The 17,954-nt window shown below is 72.1% G+C and carries 14 protein-coding genes and 1 tRNA gene; 11 read left to right on the forward strand and 4 right to left on the reverse strand.

Annotated features, from left to right (window positions below; all coding sequences use genetic code 11):
* Positions 1 to 54: 54 nt before the first annotated feature.
* Positions 55 to 1,494: a pyruvate kinase gene (gene pyk / locus PO879_RS07610; protein WP_278237305.1), complete on the forward strand. Its 1,440-nt coding sequence runs from the start codon at positions 55 to 57 to the stop codon at positions 1,492 to 1,494.
* Positions 1,495 to 1,565: 71 nt separating this feature from the next.
* Here pyk and PO879_RS07615 read toward each other — a convergent pair.
* A tRNA-Leu gene (locus PO879_RS07615) sits at positions 1,566 to 1,642 on the reverse strand.
* 178 nt (positions 1,643 to 1,820) lie between these two features.
* On the opposite strand from PO879_RS07615, the gene PO879_RS07620 reads away from it, so the two are divergent.
* Complete coding sequence (locus PO879_RS07620) at positions 1,821 to 2,450, forward strand: response regulator (RefSeq protein ID WP_278237484.1); 630 nt, start codon at positions 1,821 to 1,823, stop codon at positions 2,448 to 2,450.
* Positions 2,451 to 2,552: 102 nt separating this feature from the next.
* Positions 2,553 to 3,254, forward strand: a complete 702-nt coding sequence (locus tag PO879_RS07625; RefSeq protein WP_278237306.1) for a GNAT family N-acetyltransferase — start codon at positions 2,553 to 2,555, stop codon at positions 3,252 to 3,254.
* 1 nt (position 3,255) lies between these two features.
* On the opposite strand, the gene PO879_RS07630 is transcribed toward PO879_RS07625, so the two are convergent.
* On the reverse strand, positions 3,256 to 3,675 hold the full coding sequence (locus PO879_RS07630) for a hotdog fold thioesterase (RefSeq protein ID WP_278237307.1): 420 nt from the start codon (positions 3,673 to 3,675) through the stop codon (positions 3,256 to 3,258).
* On the opposite strand from PO879_RS07630, the gene polA reads away from it, so the two are divergent.
* On the forward strand, positions 3,674 to 6,391 hold the full coding sequence (polA, locus tag PO879_RS07635; RefSeq protein ID WP_278237308.1) for a DNA polymerase I: 2,718 nt from the start codon (positions 3,674 to 3,676) through the stop codon (positions 6,389 to 6,391). The genes PO879_RS07630 and polA overlap by 2 nt on opposite strands.
* A gap of 40 nt (positions 6,392 to 6,431) precedes the next feature.
* Here polA and PO879_RS07640 read toward each other — a convergent pair whose 3' ends face one another.
* Entirely contained in the window at positions 6,432 to 7,229 is a 798-nt protein-coding gene (locus tag PO879_RS07640; protein ID WP_278237309.1) for a class I SAM-dependent methyltransferase, read from the reverse strand.
* Between the two features lie 79 nt (positions 7,230 to 7,308).
* Here PO879_RS07640 and PO879_RS07645 point away from each other — a divergent pair, with 79 nt between their 5' ends.
* Complete coding sequence (locus PO879_RS07645) at positions 7,309 to 8,334, forward strand: ATP-dependent 6-phosphofructokinase (RefSeq protein ID WP_278237485.1); 1,026 nt, start codon at positions 7,309 to 7,311, stop codon at positions 8,332 to 8,334.
* Between the two features lie 269 nt (positions 8,335 to 8,603).
* Entirely contained in the window at positions 8,604 to 10,094 is a 1,491-nt protein-coding gene (gene rpsA, locus PO879_RS07650; protein ID WP_278237310.1) for a 30S ribosomal protein S1, read from the forward strand.
* A 172-nt stretch (positions 10,095 to 10,266) separates the two neighbouring features.
* Here rpsA and PO879_RS07655 read toward each other — a convergent pair whose 3' ends face one another.
* Positions 10,267 to 12,186, reverse strand: a complete 1,920-nt coding sequence (locus PO879_RS07655; RefSeq protein WP_278237311.1) for an ABC transporter ATP-binding protein — start codon at positions 12,184 to 12,186, stop codon at positions 10,267 to 10,269.
* A gap of 35 nt (positions 12,187 to 12,221) precedes the next feature.
* Between PO879_RS07655 and coaE the strand changes: the two genes are divergently transcribed.
* From coaE to PO879_RS07680, 5 genes are all read left to right on the forward strand, one after another.
* Complete coding sequence (coaE, locus tag PO879_RS07660; RefSeq protein ID WP_278237312.1) at positions 12,222 to 12,857, forward strand: dephospho-CoA kinase; 636 nt, start codon at positions 12,222 to 12,224, stop codon at positions 12,855 to 12,857.
* A 57-nt stretch (positions 12,858 to 12,914) separates the two neighbouring features.
* On the forward strand, positions 12,915 to 13,535 hold the full coding sequence (locus PO879_RS07665; RefSeq protein ID WP_278237313.1) for a pyroglutamyl-peptidase I: 621 nt from the start codon (positions 12,915 to 12,917) through the stop codon (positions 13,533 to 13,535).
* A gap of 59 nt (positions 13,536 to 13,594) precedes the next feature.
* The gene (gene uvrB, locus PO879_RS07670; protein ID WP_278237314.1) at positions 13,595 to 15,706 is read left to right on the forward strand and encodes an excinuclease ABC subunit UvrB; all 2,112 of its coding nucleotides are present in this window, start codon (positions 13,595 to 13,597) and stop codon (positions 15,704 to 15,706) included.
* A 220-nt stretch (positions 15,707 to 15,926) separates the two neighbouring features.
* Positions 15,927 to 16,928 carry a TerC family protein gene (locus PO879_RS07675; protein ID WP_278237315.1) on the forward strand — a complete coding sequence of 334 codons (1,002 nt, stop codon included), beginning with the start codon at positions 15,927 to 15,929 and terminating at the stop codon, positions 16,926 to 16,928.
* Entirely contained in the window at positions 16,925 to 17,932 is a 1,008-nt protein-coding gene (locus tag PO879_RS07680) for a TerC family protein (RefSeq protein WP_278237316.1), read from the forward strand. The genes PO879_RS07675 and PO879_RS07680 overlap by 4 nt, the downstream gene beginning before the upstream one ends.
* The last annotated feature ends 22 nt before the right edge of the window (positions 17,933 to 17,954 follow it).

A 17,954-nucleotide genomic window follows, 5' to 3' on the forward strand; every position in this document is an offset into this window, starting at 1 on the left:
GCGTCCGAGCGCGCCCCGGAAGTCCAGGGGCGGTACGACGATGAGGCTGGAGACATGCGCAGAGCGAAGATCGTGTGCACCATCGGACCCGCGACGGCGTCCCCGGAGAAGCTCCGGGAGCTGGTCGACGCAGGTATGGACGTGGCCCGGATCAACCGGAGCCACGGGGAGCAGTCGGAGCACGAGACCGTCTACCACGGGGTGCGCACGGCGGCGAAGGAGGCGGGACGCAACGTCGCCGTCCTCGTCGACCTGCAGGGCCCGAAGATCCGCCTGGGGCGGTTCGACGGCGACGAGAAGCACTTCCTCAACGAGGGTGACACCCTCACGATCACGACCGAGGACGTCGTGGGGACCCGCGAGCTCGTCTCGACGACCCACGAGGGCCTCCCGCAGGACGCTCGCGTCGGCGACCCGATCCTGATCGACGACGGCAAGGTCCGGGTGCGGGTCACCGCCGTCGAGGGGCCGCGCGTCGTCACCACCGTCGAGGTCCCGGGTCCGGTCTCCAACAACAAGGGCCTCAACCTGCCCGGCGTGGCCGTCTCGGTCCCCGCGCTGAGCGAGAAGGACACCGACGACCTGCGCTGGGCGCTGCGCATGGGCGCCGACCTCATCGCGCTGTCCTTCGTGCGCAACGCCGCCGACTACGACGACGTCCGCAAGATCATGGACGAGGAGGGCCGGGTCGTCCCGGTCATCGCCAAGATCGAGAAGCCGCAGGCCGTCGACAACCTCGAGGAGGTCGTCGCGGCGTTCGACGGCTTCATGGTGGCCCGCGGCGACCTCGCGGTCGAGATGCCGCTCGAGCAGGTCCCGCTGGTGCAGAAGCGCATCGTGGAGATGGCCCGTCGCAACGCCAAGCCGGTGATCGTGGCCACCCAGGTGCTGGAGTCGATGACCACCAGCCCGCGCCCGACCCGTGCCGAGGCCTCGGACTGCGCCAACGCCGTCCTCGACGGTGCCGACGCGGTCATGCTCTCCGGCGAGACGTCCGTCGGCGACTACCCGATCCTCACGGTGGAGACGATGGCCTCGATCATCGAGGCCACCGAGGGTGCCGGCCGCGAGCGCATCGCGCCGCTGGGTTCGACGCCGCACACCCGCGGGGGGATCATCACGCGGGCCGCCGCGGAGATCGCCAACTCGCTGGAGGCCAAGTACCTGGTCACCTTCACCCAGTCGGGCGACTCGGCCAAGCGCATGTCGCGCCTGCGCTCGGGCATCCCGCTGCTGGCCTTCACCCCGGAGGAGTCGGTCCGCAACGTGCTGGCCCTGACCTGGGGCACCGTCAGCTACCAGGTGCCGAAGGTCGGTTCGGTCGACGCGATGGTCGGTCAGGTCGACCAGACGCTGCAGGCCAACGGCCTCGCCGAGGTCGGCGACCGGGTCGTCATCGTCTCGGGTGCGCCGGTGGGCGTCCCCGGCACGACGAACTCGATCCTCGTGCACAAGGTGGGCAGTCACACCGACGCCCACGCGATCGCCGAGTGACACCTCCCCGCCCCGGCGGGTGAGACGACGAGGGGCCCGGACCGCTGCGGCGGTCCGGGCCCCTCGTCGTCTGGTGCCCCGGGTGGGATTCGAACCCACACTGGATCGGGTTTGAGCCGAACGCCTCTGCCGGTTGGGCTACCGGGGCGCTGAGGCTGCGCACCATCGAACCACACGGTCGTGCGGGCGCCCAATCCGGTCTCGCCGCCGCCGAGGCGTGCGCACGGTCACACCACGCCCGGAGCGCCCGGGGTGCACGACCTGCGGTCCGGGGGATTACGATGTCTCCTGTGACCGACGAGAAGCTGCCGCTCGACCTGCCCCCGATGATCGACCAGGAGTCCGCCGAGTCGCCGGAGCCGGCGCCTGCGGCGGGCAAGCCTGCCCGCCGGGCGGTGGTGGCCGAGGACGAGGCCCTGATTCGCATGGACGTCGTCGAGACGCTCCGCGAGGCGGGCTTCGACGTCGTCGGTGAGGCCGGCGACGGCGAGACCGCCGTGAACCTCGCGACCGAGCTCAAGCCGGACGTCGTCGTGATGGACGTCAAGATGCCCGAGCTGGACGGCATCTCCGCGGCGGAGCGGATCGGCAAGGCCCACGCCGCCCCGGTCGTGCTGCTCACGGCCTTCTCCCAGACCGAGCTCGTCGAGCGGGCGCGCGACGCCGGCGCGATGGCCTACGTCGTGAAGCCGTTCACACCGGCGGACCTGCTGCCCGCGGTGGAGATCGCCATCTCCCGCTACCAGCAGATCGGCGCCCTGGAGTCCGAGGTCGCCGACCTCCAGGACCGCTTCGAGACCCGCAAGCGCGTCGACCGGGCGAAGGGCCTGCTCATGACGAAGATGGGTCTCAGCGAGCCGGAGTCGTTCCGCTGGATCCAGAAGACGTCGATGGACCGTCGTCTGACCATGCGCGAGGTCGCGGACGCCGTGATCGACCAGGTCGGCGCGTCCTGACCCACGTTTGTGCAACTCCCCGGTGACGACTATCGTCGCCGGGGAGTTGTTATCTTTCCGTGATCTCTCGGACGAGGGATCCGCTGTCGGGAGGGAGCGTCGATGCGTGCAGCGGTCGAGGTCCGCACCGCCGACGAGGACGACCTGTGGGCCGTGGCGGACATGTCCGCCGCGCTCGGGCCCGAGGGGGCGAACGGCGCGACGGCCGAGCCGGCGCGCGTCCGCGAGCACCTGAGCGTCTTCGTCGCGGCCGGGGGCGAGGTGCTCGTCGCCCGTTCGGAGCACGGCGTCGTCGGCTTCCTCCTCGCGCGCCCGCTCGCGCCGCAGCTGTACTCGACCACGCCGAGCCTGTACGTCGACGCGATCCTCGTCGCACCCCAGGCACGGCGCCAGGGCGTCGGCCGTGCCCTGCTCGCGGCCGCGCTGCGGACGGCGGTCGTCCACGGCGCGGAGTCCGTCTACTGCGCCCCGGCGCCGGGCGCCCGCGAGATGCAGCGCTTCCTCGCGCGCGTCGGCTTCGCGCCCGCGGCCGGCCACCGGGTGGTCCCGGTCTCCGTGCTCGAGCGCTGGCTCGCCCAGGAGCCGGGCGGCGGCCCGACCGTGGTCCGGCGGCGCGACGGCGGTCGCCGTCGGCGGGACCAGACGCGCGCGGCGATCGAGGACCTCGTGGCGCGCCGCCGCCGGGCGCGGGAGGCGGGCCTGCCGACGGGCCCGGTCGACCTGCGGGCGTTCCAGGAGCAGCGCACCGCCGAGCACGAGACGCCCGACGGCTCCCCGGCGGAGCCGACCTCGCACGTGTCCTGACTCAGGTGTCCAGCACGAGGCACGTCAGCCGGGCGCTGGCGACGCGACGTCCGTCGTCGTCCACGACCTCGATCTCGTAGCAGGCCGTCGACCTGCCCCGGTGCACCGCCGTCGCCACGCCGTGCACCGACCCCGAGCGCACGCCGCGATGGTGGGTGACGCTGAGCTCGGTGCCGACCGCCGCCCGTCCCGGTCCGGCGTGCACCTGCGCGGCCACCGAGCCGAGCGTCTCGGCCAGCGTCGCCGTCGCGCCGCCGTGCAGCAGGCCGGCGGGCTGGGTGTTGCCCGCCACGGGCATGCTCGCCCGGGCCCCGTCGGCACTCACCTCCACCAGGTCGATGCCGGTGCGCTCCAGGAGGGTCCCCGCGGCAGCCTCCCGCCAGGCGTCCACGTCCTGGGGGAAGGAATCTCTGTCAGACATGGCAGATAGATTGGCACCCGTGACGACCTCAGCGCGAACCGCCGGCCGCCCCCGCCTCCTGCTCGTCGACGGGCACTCGATGGCCTACCGGGCCTTCTACGCCCTGCCGGACAACCTGGCCACCACCAGCGGGCAGGTCACCAACGCCGTGTACGGCTTCACCTCGATGCTCACCAACCTGCTGCGCGACGAGGAGCCGACGCACGTGGCCGTGGCCTTCGACGCCGGTCGCGTGACCTTCCGCACGGAGCGGTTCGCGGAGTACAAGGCGCAGCGCGAGGCCACGCCCGAAGTGTTCCGCGGCCAGGTGCCGCTGATCCACGAGGTGCTGGAGTCCCTGCGCGTGCCGGTGCTGCAGCGCGCGGGCATCGAGGCGGACGACATCCTGGCGACGCTGGCGCGGCGGGGGACCGAGGCGGGCCTGGAGGTGCTCGTCTGCTCGGGCGACCGCGACGCCCTGCAGCTCGTGACCGACGACGTCACCGTGCTGTACCCGAAGAAGGGCGTCTCGGAGCTCACGCGGATGACGCCGGAGGCGGTCGAGGCCAAGTACAAGGTGCCGCCCGCGCGCTACCCCGACCTGGCGGCGCTCGTCGGCGAGACGAGCGACAACCTGCCGGGCATCCCCGGCGTCGGTCCCGGGGTCGCGGCCAAGTGGATCACCCAGTTCGGCGACCTCGACTCCCTGCTGGAGCGCCGCGACGAGGTCGGCGGCAAGCGGGGCGAGGCCCTGCGCGAGCACGTCGAGCAGGTCCGGCTGAACCGCGAGCTCAACGCGCTGCTGACCGACGTGGACCTCCCGCTGGGGATCGACGACCTCGCGGTGGCCGGCTTCGACCGCGAGGCGGTCCACCGGGTGGCCGACACCCTCGAGTTCGGCGCGCTGCGCGACCGCCTCCTGGCGGTCGACCCCGCCGGCGGCGACGCCACGGTCGCGCCGACGGCGTCCCTCGAGGTCGACCGGCACGACGGCCCCCTCGCGGACTGGTTGACCGCCCGGGCGGGCGCTCTCGTGGGCGTCGACGTCACCGGGGTGCGGTGCCCGGGTGCCGGCGACGCGTGGCAGGTGGCCCTGGCCACCGCGAGCGACGGGGGTCGGGCCGACGCCGTCGTCGTCGACCTCGCCGACGTCGACGACGCCGACGAGCGGGCCCTGCGCGACTGGCTGTCCGACCCCCGGGCGCCGAAGGCCGTGCACGGGGCCAAGGCGGCCTGGCACATGCTGTCCGCGCGGGGGGCGGACCTCGTCGGTGTCCAGGTGGACACCGAGCTCGCGGCGTACCTGTGCTACCCCGACCAGCGTGGCTACGACCTCGGCGACCTCGTGGTCCGGCACCTGGGACGCGAGCTGACCGTCGAGGACGGCGGCGCCCAGGGCGCGCTGGACCTCGCGCTGGAGGCGGGGCCCCCCGGCGCCGACGCGGCGGGCCGTGCCGTGGCCGTGGTGGACCTGGCCGCGGCGCTCGGCGAGCGACTCGTGGACCGGGGCGCGCGCGGGCTGCTCGACGACGTCGAGCTCCCGCTGTCCGGGGTGCTGGCCCGCATGGAGGCCACCGGCATCGCGGCCGACACGACGTTCCTCACCGAGCTGGAGCAGCACTTCGCCCAGCGTGTGGGGACCTCGGCCGCCGAGGCCTACGACGTCATCGGCCGCGAGGTGAACCTGGGCAGCCCGAAGCAGCTGCAGGAGGTCCTCTTCGACCAGCTCGGCATGCCGAAGACGAAGAAGATCAAGACCGGGTACACGACGGACGCCGCCTCGCTGCAGGACCTGTTCGTCAAGACCGAGCACCCCTTCCTGGCCCACCTGCTGGCACACCGGGACGCGGCCAAGCTGCGCACGACCGTCGAGGGGCTCCTCAAGGCGGTGCACCCGGACGGCCGGATCCGCACCACGTTCCAGCAGACGATCGCGGCCACCGGACGCCTCAGCTCGACCGACCCGAACCTGCAGAACATCCCGATCCGCACCGAGGCCGGTCGGCGCATCCGGCGCGCGTTCACGGTCGGGGAGGGGTACGCCGAGCTCGTCACGGCGGACTACAGCCAGATCGAGATGCGGATCATGGCGCACCTGTCGGGCGACGCCGGGCTCATCGAGGCGTTCCGCTCCGGCGAGGACCTGCACCGCTACGTCGGGTCGCGCGTGTTCGACGTCGAGCCGGCGGCGGTGACCCCCGAGATGCGCGCCAAGGTCAAGGCGATGAGCTACGGGCTCGCCTACGGGCTCAGCGCCTTCGGGCTGTCCCAGCAGCTCACCATCCCCACCGGTGAGGCGCAGGCCCTCATGGACGACTACTTCACGCGGTTCGGGGGCGTGCGCGACTACCTGACCGGGGTCGTCGAGGAGGCGCGCGCGACCGGGTACACGGCGACCCTCCTCGGGCGCCGGCGCTACCTGCCGGACCTGACCAGCGACAACCGTCAGCGCCGTCAGATGGCCGAGCGGATGGCGCTGAACGCCCCGATCCAGGGCAGCGCCGCCGACATCATCAAGCTGGCGATGCTGGGCGTGCAGCGCGAGCTCGACGAGAAGGAGCTGCGCTCGCGGCTGCTGCTGCAGGTCCACGACGAGCTCGTGGTCGAGGTCGCCGCGGGGGAGCGGGAGGTCGTGGAGGACGTGCTGCGCCGGCAGATGGGCGGCGCGGTCGAGCTCGACGTGCCCCTGGACGTCTCGGTGGGCGCCGGTCAGACCTGGCACGACGCAGCCCACTGAGCGGCTCGGCCCGGCGCGGGCGCGGGTACCGGCCCGGTCGTCAGTCCTTCGTGGCGACGAAGACGGCGGTGCCGGGCAGGTAGTGCCCGCGCTCGGGACCCCAGCCGCCCCACGTCTGGGCGTTCCAGGCCGGCCACTCGGGCTCGACGACGTCGCGCAGCCGCAGCCCGGCCGCCGCGACGTCGCGGACGTGGTCGCCCAGGGTGCGGTGGTACTCGGCGTAGACCACGTGACCGCCCTCGGCCTCGACGGAGGGGCGGCGGTCGAAGTAGGACCGGTGGGCGGTCAGCCCGGCGAGCGTCGGGTCGTCGGGGAAGGCCCAGCGCACCGGGTGCGTGACGGAGAAGACCCAGCGACCGCCGTCGTGCAGCACCCGCGCGGCCTCGGCGTGCACGCGGTGGGCGTCCGGGACGAAGGGGATCGCGCCGAACGAGGTGAAGACGACGTCGAACGAGCCGTCGGCGAACGGCAGGTCACGGGCGTCGGCCTCCACCAGCGGCACCGGCGTGCCCGACCGCCGGGAGATCTCCGCCGCGGCGTCCAGCATCGCGGGGGCCACGTCGGTCGCCACGACGTCCGCGCCGCGGGCGGCGAGCCAGCGCGAGCAGTGGGCGGCCCCCGCGCCGACCTCCAGCACCCGGGCGCCCTGCGGGGGCCCCAGGAGCCCGGCCTCGGCCTCGGTCAGCCCCTCCGGCCCCCAGCGGAAGCCGGCGTCGCCGAGGAAGTCGCCGTGGTCGTCGAGGTACTCCTCGGCGTGCGCGTCCCACCACCGCCGCGCGGCGGTGCCGTCGTCGTCGGTGGTGCGGTATCCGAACCATGGATCGCTCACGTCCCACATCCTGTCACCTGTCACCTGGACGACACACGGAGCCGATAGCCTCGGGGTGCCCGTCCCCAGCGAACCGGAGGAGAACACCGTGCGCGTAGGACTGCTGACCGGAGGCGGGGACGTCCCCGGGCTCAACGCGGCGATCAGGGCCGTGGTCAAGCGGGGAGAAGGCGAGCACGGGCACACCATCGTCGGTTTCCGCCACGGGTGGCGCGGGCTGGCCGACGGCGACGTGATGCCCCTGACCCGGTCCCACATCCGCAACGTGCTCCCGACGGGCGGCACGCTGCTCGGCACCGCCCGCTACCACCCGCACGCCGACGACGGGGGGCTGGACGCCGTGCGCGCCACCCTCGAGGAGGAGCGGATCGAGGCGCTGATCTGCATCGGCGGCGACGGCACGCTCCACGCGGCGAGCAAGGTCGCCGAGTCCGGCGTCCGCATCGTCGCCGTGCCCAAGACGATCGACAACGACGTCTGGGGCACGGACCGCTCCATCGGTTTCGACACGGCCGTCAACATCGCCACCGAGGCCGTCGACCGGATCCACACGACGGCGGAGAGCCACAACCGGGTGATGATCGTCGAGGTCATGGGCCGGCACGCCGGGTGGATCGCGACGACGGCCGGCATCGCCGGAGGCGCCGAGCTGGTGCTCGCCCCGGAGGAGCCGTTCGACATCGACCGGGTCGTCCGCTTCCTGCAGCACCGCCACCGGGCCCACGCGAGCTTCTCCATCATCGTGGTCGCCGAGGGCGCGGTGCCGCTGGAGGGCTCGTCGATGCAGTACGAGACGCAGCTCGGCCCGTTCGGGGAGATCGTGGCGGGCGCGATCAGCGAGCGCCTCGGCGCCGAGATCGCCTCCCGCACCGGGTTCGACACCCGTGTGACGATCCTGGGCCACGTCCAGCGCGGCGGGACGCCGACGCCGGCCGACCGGATCCTCGGGTCCCGGCTCGGGGTCGCGGCGATCGACGCGGTCTCGGCGGGGGAGTCGGGTGTCATGACGGCCCTGCGCGGCGACGACGTGGTCCTGGTCCCGCTGACGGACATCGCGGGCAAGGTCAAGCAGGTGCCGGCCGAGATGCTGGAGGTCGCCCGCGCGCTCGCGTGAGCGGGACCGGCTCCGGGGCACCGGGTGACCGGGTGACCGGGTGACCAGGCTCTCGGGTGAAGGTCGGGGCAGCGGCGTTGACCCTCTCAGGTCACCCCGATAGGATTGTGGGCGGTGCAGTGCGCCTGTGCGCGTGCGTCATCCCCGATGATCCGGCCTCGCCGTCGGACGTGCGTCGCCGGACGTCGTGATCGGGTCGCCGTCGCCGGGAGGGTCTGCACCACGACCATGTCCGTACTACGCCCTGTCCGCATCGGAGCTACCACTCAATGACCATCTCCACCACGAAGTCCGCCCCGCAGGTCGCCGTCAACGACATCGGCACCGAAGAGGACTTCCTTGCCGCCGTCGACTCCACCATCAAGTACTTCAACGATGGTGACATCGTCGAAGGCACGATCGTCAAGGTCGACCGCGACGAGGTCCTCCTCGACATCGGCTACAAGACGGAGGGCGTGATCCCGTCTCGTGAGCTGTCCATCAAGCACGACGTGGACCCGGGCGAGGTCGTCGCCGTCGGCGACGCCGTCGAGGCCCTCGTCCTCCAGAAGGAGGACAAGGAAGGCCGTCTGATCCTGTCCAAGAAGCGCGCCCAGTACGAGCGCGCCTGGGGCACGATCGAGCAGATCAAGGAGGACGACGGCGTCGTCACCGGTACCGTCATCGAGGTCGTCAAGGGTGGTCTCATCCTCGACATCGGCCTGCGTGGCTTCCTGCCGGCCTCCCTCGTCGAGATGCGTCGCGTCCGCGACCTCGCGCCGTACGTCGGCCGCGAGATCGAGGCCAAGATCATCGAGCTGGACAAGAACCGCAACAACGTGGTCCTGTCCCGCCGCGCCTGGCTCGAGCAGACGCAGTCCGAGGTTCGCTCCACCTTCCTGCAGACGCTGCAGAAGGGCCAGGTGCGCCCGGGTGTCGTCTCCTCGATCGTCAACTTCGGTGCGTTCGTCGACCTCGGTGGGGTCGACGGCCTCGTGCACGTCTCCGAGCTGTCCTGGAAGCACATCGACCACCCGTCCGAGGTCGTCGAGGTCGGCCAGGAGGTCACGGTCGAGGTGCTCGACGTCGACTTCGACCGCGAGCGTGTCTCCCTGTCGCTGAAGGCGACGCAGGAGGACCCGTGGCAGACCTTCGCCCGCACCCACGCCATCGGCCAGGTCGTGCCGGGCAAGGTCACCAAGCTGGTGCCGTTCGGTGCGTTCGTCCGCGTCGAGGACGGCATCGAGGGCCTGGTGCACATCTCCGAGCTGGCGGTCCGCCACGTCGAGCTGCCCGAGCAGGTCGTCCAGGTGGGTGCCGAGGTCTTCGTCAAGGTCATCGACATCGACCTCGAGCGTCGCCGCATCTCGCTGTCGCTCAAGCAGGCCAACGAGGGCATGGACCCGGAGTCCGAGGACTTCGACCCGGCGCTCTACGGCATGGCCGCCGAGTACGACGAGAACGGCGAGTACAAGTACCCGGAGGGCTTCGACCCGGAGACCAACGAGTGGCTCGAGGGCTTCGAGACCCAGCGCGAGGCCTGGGAGGCCGAGTACGCCAAGGCGCACTCGCGCTGGGAGTCGCACCGCGAGCAGGTCCGTGCGGCGCTCTCGGCCGACGCCGAGGCCGCGGCCGGCGACGTCGTCTCCAGCAGCACCGGCGGCGCGTCCGCGTCCTCGTCCTACTCCTCGGCGGCCCCGGCCCCGCAGGAGGACACCGGCGGCACGCTGGCGTCCGACGAGGCCCTGGCTGCTCTGCGCGAGAAGCTGACCGGCAACTGATCCGGCTCCCGGTGGGTCCTCGGACCCGCCTGGCCTGATCGACGGCCCGTCGCCCCTGTCCGGGGCGGCGGGCCGTCGTCGCGTTCGGGGCACGAAGGTTGTGGGCATGAAATCTGCAGTGGGAAGACCCTTCCCCCTGCAGATTTCATGCCCACAGCTGTCCAGGCGACGGTCAGGCCCGCTCGTGGTCCGCGAACTGCGCCCGGTACACCTCGGCGTAGTGCCCGCCGGCGGCGAGCAGGTCGAGGTGCGTGCCCTGCTCGACGACGCGTCCGTCGTCGAGCACGACGATCCGGTCGGCGTGGCGCACCGTCGACAGGCGGTGGGCGATCACGAGTGCCGTGCGCCCCTGCAGCGCCACGTCGAGAGCCGCCTGGACGGCGGCCTCCGACTCCGAGTCCAGGTGCGCCGTGGCCTCGTCCAGCACGATGACGTCGGGCCCCTTGAGCAGCACGCGCGCGATCGCGAGCCGTTGCCGCTCGCCGCCCGACAGCCGGTAGCCGCGGTCGCCGACGACCGTGTCGAGGCCGTCGGGCATCTGCGCCACGACGGGCCACAGGTGCGCGGCGTGCAGCGCCTGCTCGAGATCGTCGTCCGTGGCGTCGGGCCGGGCGTACCGCAGGTTGGCGGCCACGGTGTCGTGGAACAGGTGGGCGTCCTGGGAGACCACGCCGACCGTGGCACGCAGGGAGGCGAAGGACGCCCGGCGCAGATCGGTGCCGGCGACCCGGACGGTCCCGGCCGTCGGGTCGTACAGCCGGCTGACCAGGTGGGAGAGCGTCGTCTTCCCGGCGCCGGAGGGCCCGACGAGGGCGACCATGGCGCCCGCGGGGACGACGAAGGAGACGTCGCGCAGGGTGTCCCGGTCGGGGTCCTTGCGGGCCGCGGCGACGGACTCCAGCGAGGCCAGCGAGACCTCGTCGGACCGGGGGTAGCGGAACGTCACGTGGTCCAGCTCGATCCCGGCGCCCTCGCGGCGGACCGCGTCGCGCAGGTCGTCGGCGTCCGGGGCCTCGGTCAGCGCCGGCCGGAGGTCGAGCACCTCCAGGACCCGCTCGAAGCTGACCAGCGCGGTCATGACGTCGACCTGGACGTTCGACAGGGCCGCCAGGGGTGCGTACAGCCGCCCGAGGTAGGCGGTGAGCGCCACGAGCGTGCCGACGGTGATCTGCCCGGTGAGGGCCTGCAGCCCGCCGACACCGTAGGTCAGGGCGATCGCGACGGAGGCCAGCGTCGTCAGGCCCACCCGGAACCACGTGGCGTACACCGCGCGGCGGACCCCGACGTCGCGCAGCAGACGGACCTGGTCGGCGTAGGCCGCGGACTCGCGGTCCGGAGCGCCGAAGACCTTGGCGAGCTGGGCACCGGCGACGTTGAACCGCTCGTTCATCGTCTGTCCGACGTCGGCGTTGAGGTCGTAGGTGGTCCGGGTCAGCGCCGCCAGCCGGCGTCCGAACCAACGGGCGGGCAGGACGAAGGCGGGGACCAGCAGCAGGGAGAGCAGCGTGAGCTGCCACGACATCACCAGCATGGCCGCGAGCGTGAACACGACCGTCAGACCGTTCGAGACGACCGACTGCAGGGTCGCGGTGAACGCCTGCTGCGCCCCGAGGACGTCGCCGTTGAGGCGCTGCACGAGAGCGCCGGTGCGGGCGCGGGCGAAGAACGCCAGCGGCATGCGCTGGACGTGGTCGAAGACGGCGGTGCGCAGGTCGACGATGAGACCTTCGCCGACCAGGGCGGCCACCCAGCGCTCGGCGAGGGAGAGCCCGGCGCCGGCGAGGGCGAGCCCGACCGCGGCCGCGGCGAGGCCGACGACGAGCTCGCGGTCGCCGCCGGCGATCCCGTCGTCGATGATGCGGCGGAACAGCAGCGGTGTGACCGCGCCGGCGGCGGCGCTGAGGGTCAGGAGGCCGACCAGACCGGCCAGGTGGCGGCGGTAGGGCCGCGCGAACGCGAGGATGCGGCGCAGCGTCGACCGCGACAGCCGCCGGTCGGTGACCGACCGGTCCTGGAGGAAGGACCGCATGGGTCCGCCGCCGGGTCCGCCGGTCGGTCGCGCCGGGCCGGGCCCGGGTCCGCTCGCACTCATGGCGGGAAGCCTACGGGCCGGGCAGGATGGTGCCCATGTTTCGCATGGGGCTCACGGGCGGGATCGCGGCCGGCAAGTCCGTCGCGGCGCAGCGGCTGGCGGACCTCGGGGCGGTCGTCATCGACCACGACCTGCTGGCCCGGGACGCCGTCGCGCCCGGGTCCGTCGGTCTGACCGAGGTCGTCGACGCCTTCGGACCGGGGGTGCTGTCCGACGACGGATCGCTCGACCGGCCCGCGCTCGGACGCCGGGTCTTCGGTGACGACGACGCGCGCCGCCGCCTGGAGGAGATCGTCCACCCGGAGGTCCGACGGCTGGCCGCGGAGCGCGAGGCCGCCGCCGGTGCGGCGGACCCGCGGGCCGTCGTCGTGCACGACATCCCCCTGCTGGTCGAGACGGGGCAGGCGGACCACTTCCACCTGCTCGCCGTGGTCGACGCCCCGGCGCAGCAGCGGGTGGACCGCCTGATGGCGACGCGCGGGCTCGACGAGGGCGAGGCCCGCGACCGCGTCGCGGCGCAGGCGAGCGACGCCGAGCGCCGCGAGCTGGCGGACGTGCTGCTGGACGGCACGGGGACGCCGGACGACCTGCGCCGCCAGGTCGACGAGCTGTGGGCCCGGGTCCGCCAGGAGGTGGCCGAGGAGCTCGACGCCGAGGAGCTCGAGCACTGAGTCCCGGTGGCTGCCGGTAGGGTGCCCGGGATCGGAGGTGTGCTAGTGCGGGTGCTGGTGACGGGGTTCGAACCGTTCGGCGGTGACACGGTCAACGAGTCGTGGCAGGCCACCACGGCGCTGGCCGCCGACTGGCGTGCGGCGCGCGACGGCGCCGAGCTCGTCGTCGCGCCGCTGCCGGTGACGTTCGCCGCGGGGCCCGCCGAGCTGCTCCGGCTGGTCCGACGCCACGCTCCGGACGTCGTGGTGGCCACCGGCCTGGCGGGCGGGACCGAGTCGGTGCGGCTCGAGCGCGTCGCCGTCAACGTCGCCGACGCGCGCATCCCCGACAACGCCGGGGCGCAGCCGGTCGACGAGGCGGTCGTCGGCGACGGCCCGGCCGCCTACTTCTCGACCTTGCCCCTCAAGGCCGCGTGGAGCGCGGTGCGGTCCGACGGCGTGCCCGCGACCGTCAGCAACACGGCGGGCACGTACGTGTGCAACGCCACCTTCTACGCCCTGCAGCACGCCCTGGCGGGCCGGCCCGCCGTGCGTTCCGGGTTCGTGCACGTCCCGCGCGCCGCGCAGCTCGACGCGGCGTCCTCGGCCCGCGGCCTGAGGGCGGTGGTGCTCACGGCGACGGCGGCGGTGCGGGGCGAGCTGTCCGAGCCGCGGATCGCCGCCGGCGCCGAGCACTGACCGCTCCCGCTGGGACCGCGGGGCCCGTCGATGTCGGTCGCGGGACGTACCGTGGTGGCATGCGACCCGTGACCGACCTGCAGCGGACCGTGGCCCCGTTCGAGGTGGTCTCGGAGTACCAGCCCAGCGGCGACCAGCCCACCGCCATCGCCGAGCTCGCCGAGCGCATCCAGGCGGGGGAGAAGGACGCCGTGCTGCTCGGCGCCACCGGCACCGGCAAGAGCGCCACGACGGCCTGGCTCATCGAGAAGCTGCAGCGCCCGACGCTCATCATGGCGCCGAACAAGACCCTCGCCGCCCAGCTCGCCACGGAGTTCCGCGAGCTGCTGCCGCACAACGCCGTCGAGTACTTCGTCTCGTACTACGACTACTACCAGCCCGAGGCGTACATCGCGCAGACGGACACCTACATCGAGAAGGACTCCTCGATCAACGACGAGGTGGAGCGGCTGCGGCACTCGGCGACGTCGTCGCTGCTGACGCGGCGCGACACGGTCGTGGTGGCGTCGGTGTCGTGCATCTACGGCCTGGGCACCCCGCAGGAGTACGTCGACCGGATGGTGCGCCTCTCCGTCGGCGACGTCGTCGAGCGCGACGACCTGCTGCGCCAGTTCGTCCAGATGCAGTACACGCGCAACGACATGTCGTTCACGCGCGGGACCTTCCGGGTCCGCGGCGACACGGTCGAGATCATCCCGGTGTACGAGGAGCTCGCGGTACGCATCGAGATGTTCGGCGACGAGATCGAGACGATCCAGACGCTGCACCCCCTGACGGGGGAGGTCGTGCGCACCGAGCAGAGCATCTACCTGTTCCCCGCGACCCACTACGTCGCCGGCCCCGAGCGGATGGAGCGGGCGGTGTCGAGCATCGAGGCCGAGCTCGAGGCACGGCTGGCCGACCTGGAGAAGCAGAACAAGCTGCTCGAGGCGCAGCGGCTGCGCATGCGCACCACGTACGACATCGAGATGATGCGCTCCATCGGGACCTGCAACGGCATCGAGAACTACTCGCGGCACATCGACGGCCGCGAGGCGGGCTCGCCCCCCAACACCCTGCTCGACTACTTCCCCGAGGACTTCCTGCTCGTCATCGACGAGTCCCACGTGACGGTCCCGCAGATCGGCGCGATGTTCGAGGGCGACATGTCGCGCAAGCGGTCCCTGGTCGACCACGGGTTCCGGCTGCCCAGCGCGACGGACAACCGGCCGCTGCGCTGGGAGGAGTTCGTCGAGCGGATCGGTCAGACCGTGTACCTCTCCGCGACCCCGGGCGACTACGAGCTGTCCATGTCCGACGGCGTGGTCGAGCAGATCATCCGTCCCACGGGGCTGGTCGACCCGGAGGTCCACGTCAAGCCGACCACCGGGCAGATCGACGACCTCCTCGGCGAGATCCGCGACCGCGTGGACCGCAACGAGCGCGTCCTGGTGACGACGCTGACGAAGAAGATGGCCGAGGACCTGACCGACTACCTGCTCGGCAAGGACGTGCGGGTGCGCTACCTGCACTCCGAGGTGGACACGCTGCGCCGGGTGGAGCTGCTGCGCGAGCTGCGGCTCGGGGAGTACGACGTGCTGGTCGGCATCAACCTGCTGCGCGAGGGTCTCGACCTGCCCGAGGTGTCGTTGGTCGCGATCCTCGACGCGGACAAGGAGGGCTTCCTGCGCTCCGAGCGCTCCCTGATCCAGACGATCGGTCGCGCGGCCCGCAACGTCACCGGTCAGGTCCACATGTACGCCGACAAGGTCACCCCCGCGATGCAGTTCGCGCTGGACGAGACCGACCGGCGCCGGGAGAAGCAGCTCGCCTACAACGCCGAGCACGGGATCGACCCCCAGCCGCTGCGCAAGAAGATCGCCGACGTCACCGACATGCTCGCCCGGGAGGACATCGACACCGCCGAGCTGCTCGCCGGCGGCTACCGCAAGGCGCCGGACCGCGGCGGCCGCGGGGGTGCGCCGGTGCCCGGTGCGCCCAAGGAGGGCGCGACGTCCGGCAACCGGCTCGCCGGTCTCGCCGCGACCGAGCTGGCGGAGCTCATCCAGGAGCTCAGCGACCAGATGCACACGGCCGCGGCCGAGCTGCAGTTCGAGGTGGCGGCGCGCCTGCGGGACGAGATCGGCGGGCTCAAGAAGGAGCTGCGGCAGATGCGCGAGGCCACCGGCTGACCGCGGACGGCCGAGTGGTCGTCCCGACGTCGTGCCGTATGCTGGCACCTCGTTGAAGGGGAGTATTCCCGAGCGGTGACGTCGTCATCACGGCCGGCGCGGACGTCGGCCCGGCGCCACCGGTCTCGCAACCACCAGCCCGCGCCACCTGCGGGTGCGCGTGGCGGTGCGTGGCGGAAGAGACCTTCGGTCACAGTGCTGCGTACCGGAGGAACCACGCATGGATGTCGCCCCCTGGGTCTGGATCGTCACCGTCGGGATCATCCTGGCGATGCTCGCCGTCGACTACGTCGGGCACGTGCGCACGCCGCACGCGCCGACCCTGAAGGAGTCGGCCTGGTGGTCGATCGCCTACGTCGCCGTGGCGCTCGTGTTCGGCCTCGTCGTGCTCGCCGGGTGGGGACCCACCTACGGCGGCGAGTACTTCGCCGGCTACATCACCGAGAAGTCGCTCAGCGTGGACAACCTGTTCGTGTTCGTGCTGATCATGACCAGCTTCCGCGTCCCGCGCCAGCACCAGCAGCGCGTCCTGCTCATCGGCATCACCATCGCCCTGGTGCTGCGCACGATCTTCATCCTGGCGGGCGCCGCGCTCATCGCGAACTTCGCCTGGATCTTCTACCTCTTCGGGGCGTTCCTCATCTGGACGGCGATCGCCCAGGCCCGTGCCGGGACCGACCACGACGAGGAGTACACCGAGAACGCCGTGCTGCGGCTGACCCGCCGGATCCTGCCGACGACCGACGACTACGTCGAGCACCACATGTTCACGAAGGTCGACGGCAAGCGGTACGTGACGCCGATGCTCATCGTCATGATCGCCATCGGCAGCGCCGACCTGCTGTTCGCCGTCGACTCGATCCCGGCCATCTTCGGGCTCACCCAGGAGACCTACCTCGTCTTCGCGGCCAACGCCTTCTCGCTGCTCGGTCTGCGCCAGCTCTACTTCCTCGTCGACGGCCTGCTGGACCGCCTCGTGTACCTCAACTACGGGCTCGCGGCGATCCTCGGGTTCATCGGCGTCAAGCTCGTGATCCACGCGCTGCACACCAACGAGCTGCCGTTCGTCAACGGCGGGGAGCACATCGAGGTCGTCCCCGAGATCCCCACCAGCGTCTCGCTGTCGTTCATCGTGGTGGTCCTGGCGGTCACCACCGTGGCGTCGCTGATGAAGAGCCGGCGGGAGGAACGCGTCGGCGTGTCGTCCTCGGGTGACGCGTGACCCACGAGCTCCCGGTCTGGTTCGAGGCCGCGTCCCTCGCCCTGATAGTCGCGGTCCTCGTCACCGACCTGGTCGTGGTCGGCCGCCGGCCGCACGTGCCCTCGATGCGGGAGTCCGCGACCTGGGTGGCGTTCTACGTCGGCCTCGCCGCGCTCTACGGGCTCGTCGTGTGGGCCGTCGGCGGCTCGCAGCCCGCGGGGGAGTTCTACGCCGGTTGGGTCACCGAGTACTCCCTGAGCGTCGACAACCTCTTCGTGTTCGTGCTCATCATGTCGCGGTTCGCCGTGCCGCGGGAGCACCAGCAGCGGGTGCTGATGGTGGGCATCATCATCGCCCTGGTCCTGCGCGGGGCGTTCATCCTCGCCGGGGCAGCCCTGCTCGAGCAGTTCACGTGGCTGTTCTACCTGTTCGGCGCGTTCCTGGTGTACACCGCCGTCAAGCTCGCCGTCGGCGGGGACGACGACGAGGAGTTCCGGGAGAACGCCGTGATCCGCGCGCTGCGCCGCGTGCTGCCGCTGAGCCCCGGGTACGACGGCGCCAGGGTGCGCACCGTCGTCGACGGCCGGCGGGTCTGGACCCCGATGCTCGTGGTGTTCGTGGCCATCGGGACCACCGACCTGCTGTTCGCCTTCGACTCCATCCCCGCCATCTTCGGCCTGACCCAGGACCCCTTCATCGTGTTCGCCACGAACCTGTTCGCGCTGATGGGGCTGCGCCAGCTGTACTTCCTGCTCGGCGGGCTGCTGGACCGGCTGGTCTACCTGCCGGTCGCGCTCGCGGTCATCCTCGGCTTCATCGGCGTCAAGCTCGTGCTGGAGGCGCTGCACGCCAACACGCTGCCGTTCGTCAACGGCGGGGAGTCCGTCCCGTGGGCGCCGGAGGTGCCCATCTGGCTCTCGCTGGTCGTCATCGTCGGTGCGCTGGGCATCGCGACGGCGGCCAGCCTGCTGCGGACCCGCCGCGGCCGGGCGGTCGCCGACCGCGAGGACGCCGACCGCGACTGACGGTGGACCGCGACTGACGGGG

Source organism: Isoptericola sp. AK164, from assembly GCF_029643425.1.
GTDB classification, from domain to species: Bacteria; Actinomycetota; Actinomycetes; order Actinomycetales; family Cellulomonadaceae; genus Isoptericola; species Isoptericola haloaureus.